The organism is Pantoea sp. CTOTU49201 (genome assembly GCF_032054795.1).
Taxonomy (GTDB): Bacteria; Pseudomonadota; Gammaproteobacteria; order Enterobacterales; family Enterobacteriaceae; genus Pantoea; species Pantoea symbiotica.
In genome coordinates, this window is sequence record NZ_DAMBSA010000380.1 from 1 (window position 1) to 4,466 (window position 4,466).

The 4,466-nt window shown below is 50.7% G+C and carries 4 protein-coding genes and 1 pseudogene; all 5 read right to left on the reverse strand.

Annotation, left to right across the window (positions count from 1 at the left end; all coding sequences use genetic code 11):
* Window positions 1-389, reverse strand: a pseudogene (locus tag RTY00_RS20425) (competence protein ComEC); the annotation flags it as partial.
* Between the two features lie 206 nt (window positions 390-595).
* Complete coding sequence (ihfB, locus tag RTY00_RS20430) at window positions 596-880, reverse strand: integration host factor subunit beta (protein WP_003849360.1); 285 nt, start codon at window positions 878-880, stop codon at window positions 596-598.
* Between the two features lie 86 nt (window positions 881-966).
* Entirely contained in the window at window positions 967-2,643 is a 1,677-nt protein-coding gene (gene rpsA / locus RTY00_RS20435) for a 30S ribosomal protein S1 (RefSeq protein ID WP_052025984.1), read from the reverse strand.
* A 121-nt stretch (window positions 2,644-2,764) separates the two neighbouring features.
* A complete protein-coding gene (cmk, locus tag RTY00_RS20440; RefSeq protein WP_036647904.1) occupies window positions 2,765-3,445 on the reverse strand; it encodes a (d)CMP kinase in 681 nt (226 codons plus the stop codon).
* Window positions 3,446-3,643: 198 nt separating this feature from the next.
* Window positions 3,644-4,466 (reverse strand): 3-phosphoshikimate 1-carboxyvinyltransferase (aroA, locus tag RTY00_RS20445; RefSeq protein ID WP_312665871.1); only part of this gene is annotated, 823 nt, incomplete at its 5' end.

A 4,466-nucleotide genomic window follows, 5' to 3' on the forward strand; every position in this document is an offset into this window, starting at 1 on the left:
TGACCGGCACAAAATGGTTGCTCAGTAGAAGCATTATTGAGCGTCACAAAGAGAGGTGGAAATTGATAACGCTGACCGATAAGCAGGATTTGCGCTGTCAACTGCTGCTTCTGTTCACGCACTTCAGTGATACGCACTGTGGCTTCAATAGGCGTGGCAGCCAGTTCCTCAATGCTGTTGACCATCTGCCGAGCTTCATTCAATGTCCATGCCAACATTAACAGAGCAATCCCTGATATCCGCAGCAACATGATTGGCATCAACCCGAGTAATACTGCGAATCCAACCATAATGAGTATTACGCTCGCAGTGGGTATGTGCGGCAATATACCTAATGGCAACGCCGAGGCAATCATCAATCTCGCAAGAACAATCCAGTTCATATGCATTTGTGCTCTCCCTCATTGGTGGAAGAGTGTGCAGTGAAGACGGGGGATTTGCTTCAGTGAAAAGAGAGAGTGTCACGATGGGTTCAGAGAATTTTGCAGAGATTACATTAGTGGGACTTCATTTTGGAGACCAGCTCGCAATTCTGCATGCTGCAAGCAAAAAAAAACGACACCCTAAAGTGTCGTTTTTATCGTTCGGTAACGGCTTAGCCGTAGATGTTCGCACGGTCACGCAATTCTTTGCCCGGCTTAAAGTGAGGAACGTATTTACCTTCCAGATCCACTTTGTCACCCGTTTTCGGGTTACGACCCGTACGCGGTGCACGGTAATGCAAAGAAAAGCTGCCGAATCCCCGGATTTCAATGCGCTCGCCCTGGGCCAACGTAGTGGCCATGTGCTCAAGCATCTCTTTGACCGCATCCTCAACGACTTTCGCCGGAATATGAGTATGCTGGCCAGCAAGTCTTTCAATAAGTTCTGACTTGGTCATGTAACCTCCGGTTAATCCTTATTGGGAAAGGTATGACAGCTTTTACCGAAACCGGACGATTTTCATCGTCCGGTGCCTTAGGTCGATTACTCGCCTTTAGCCGCTTTGAACGCTTCAGCCATCGCGCTAGAGAAGTTGCTGCCTTCATCCTGTTTGGTGTTAACAGTGTTGATAGCTTCTTTCTCATCAGCCTGGTCTTTAGCACGAACAGACAGGCTCACAACGCGGTTCTTACGGTCAACGCCGGTGAATTTAGCTTCAACGTCGTCGCCAACACTCAGAACCAGAGTTGCATCTTCGATGCGGTCCAGAGAAGCTTCAGAAGCGCGCAGGTAACCCTCTACGCCGTCAGCTAATTCTACTGTAGCACCTTTCGCGTCAACTGCAGTGACTTTACCAGTCACGATAGCGCCTTTCTTGTTCAGGGTGATGTAGTTGTTGAATGGATCTTCAGCCAACTGCTTCACGCCCAGAGAGATGCGCTCGCGCTCTGCATCAACCTGCAGTACAACGGCAGCGATTTCGTCGCCTTTTTTGTACTCACGAACGGCTTCTTCGCCAGTCGCGTTCCAGGAGATGTCAGACAGGTGAACCAGACCGTCGATGCCACCGTCCAGGCCGATGAAGATACCGAAGTCAGTGATTGACTTGATTTTACCTTCAACGCGATCGCCTTTGTTGTGAGTCTCAGCGAACAACTGCCATGGGTTAGATTTGCACTGCTTCAGACCCAGGGAGATACGACGACGCTCTTCATCGATGTCCAGAACCATTACTTCAACCACGTCGCCTACGTTTACAACTTTAGACGGATGGATGTTTTTGTTGGTCCAGTCCATTTCAGAAACGTGTACCAGACCTTCAACGCCTTCTTCGATTTCTACGAAGCAGCCGTAATCAGTCAGGTTGGTTACACGACCAGTCAGGCGGGTGCCTTCTGGATAGCGCTTAGCGATAGCCACCCAAGGATCTTCGCCCAGCTGTTTCAGGCCCAGAGATACACGGGTACGCTCGCGGTCGAACTTCAGCACTTTAACAGTGATTTCGTCGCCCACGTTGACGATTTCGCTCGGATGCTTAACGCGTTTCCAAGCCATATCGGTAATGTGCAGCAGGCCGTCAACGCCGCCCAGATCCACGAATGCACCGTAGTCAGTGAGGTTCTTAACGATACCTTTAACTTCCATGCCTTCCTGCAGGTTTTCCAGCAACTGATCGCGCTCAGCGCTGTTCTCAGATTCGATAACTGCACGACGTGAAACCACGACGTTGTTACGTTTCTGATCAAGCTTGATTACTTTGAATTCAAGCTCTTTGCCTTCCAGGTGCAGAGTATCGCGAACCGGACGAACGTCTACCAGTGAACCTGGCAGGAACGCACGAATACCGTTCAGCTCAACTGTGAAGCCACCTTTAACTTTGCCGTTGATAACACCGGTAACAGTTTCAGCGTCTTCGTAAGCTTTTTCCAGCGTGATCCAAGCTTCGTGACGTTTAGCTTTCTCACGGGACAGCAGGGTTTCACCGAAGCCGTCTTCTACTGCGTCCAGCGCAACGTCAACTTCGTCGCCAACCTGGATTTCCAGTTCGCCGGCTGCGTTCTTGAACTGCTCTGCAGGAATTGCAGATTCAGATTTCAGACCCGCATCAACCAGAACTACGTCTTTGTCGATAGAGACAACAACGCCACGAACGATGGAACCCGGGCGGGTTTCGATTTCTTTCAGGGACTCTTCAAAGAGTTGAGCAAAAGATTCAGTCATATTGATAATCTTAGGATTCTTCAATTTAACGTCCACCTGACTTCATTGTCGGATGGGGTTGTTTCACATGCCCTGCACCGGGTCCTTGGTACAGGGTTACAGCAATTCGGTTGCCGAAAGATTAAATGCCCAGCTTCTGCTTAGCATAATCAAGCGCCTTTTCAATCACTTGCTCAATCGACATACTGGTTGAATCCAGTACCAGAGCATCTGTGGCAGGCACTAAAGGTGCGATGGCGCGATTACGATCGCGGTCGTCGCGTTCCTTTATCTCGGATAAAAGGCGATCAAAGTTAACATTAAAGCCCTTCTCCTGCAACTGTAGCATACGGCGATGCGCGCGCTCTTCTGAGCTGGCGTCGAGGAAAATTTTCACTGGCGCGTCAGGGAAAACCACGGTTCCCATATCGCGTCCATCAGCGATTAAACCGGGCTCTTCGCGGAAGGCGCGTTGGCGGCGAAGCAGCGCCTCACGCACTCGCGGAAAAGCGGCGACGCGCGATGCAGTGTTGCTCACTTCTTGCGTGCGGATTTCACCGGTGACGTCTTCACCTTCAAGCACCACCTGCATTTCACCGTCAACCGACAGAAAACGCACATCAAGATGCGCCGCAATCGGAACTAATGCTTCTTCAGACTCAATATCCACCTGATGGTGAAGTGCAGCCAATGCTAAAACGCGATAAATAGCGCCAGAATCCAGTAAGTGCCACTGCAACGACTCCGCCATCGCTTTACATAAAGTCCCTTTACCCGCGCCACTTGGCCCATCGATGGTAATAACCGGGGCGATTGCCGTCATTGTTCTCTCCTGTTGCTGCGTGCTTATTGTCAGCCCTTCCAGGCCGCCTGGATTGCGCGGCATTATACGCTGCCTGCATCAGGTTAGTTACCCTTTAGCGTAGACAGCGCTAGAAATATAGACAGATTCAGAAGAATTTCCGCCTGATAAGGCCAAAGGAGAGCAAAGAAACCCGGCGCAGTGCGCCGGGTTAGACGATCAGAAAGTATGACTGATTTTCGCCAACTGCTGGAAATAGCTTGGGAAGGTTTTCGCGGTGCAGCCTGGATCAAGGATAGTTACTGGCGTATCAGACAGAGCCACCAGCGCGAAGCACATCGCCATACGGTGATCGTTATAGGTACCGATATCCGCATGTTGCAACTGAGCCGGCGGTGTCACTCGAATAAAGTCGTGTCCTTCTTCCACTTCAGCACCGACTTTACGCAACTCAGTCGCCATCGCAGCCAGACGATCGGTCTCTTTTACACGCCAGTTATAGATGTTGCGCATCAGCGTGGTGCCTTGTGCGAACAGTGCAGTAGTCGCAATCGTCATTGCCGCATCGGGAATATGGTTCATATCCATATCGATTGCCGTCAACGATCCACGCGTACAGGAGATGTAATCATCGCCCCACTCAATCACTGCGCCCATTTTTTCCAGCACATCAGCAAAACGAATATCGCCCTGCACGCTGTTGCGGCCAATACCTGTTACACGCACGGTACCACCTTTAATGGCAGCCGCAGCGAGGAAATAAGAAGCAGAAGACGCATCACCTTCCACCAGGTAATCGCCCGGAGACTGATACTGTTGCTGCCCTTTAACCACAAAACGCTGGTAATCCTGGTTATCAACGTCCACACCAAAGCAGCGCATCAGGTGCAAGGTAATGTCAATATAAGGCTTAGAAACCAGATCACCCTTAATGGTGATGATCGTGTCTTGCTGCGCCAGCGGCGCGGTCATCAGTAACGCCGTCAGGAACTGGCTTGATACGCTGCCATCAACGCTGACTTCGCCCCCAATAAAACCGCCA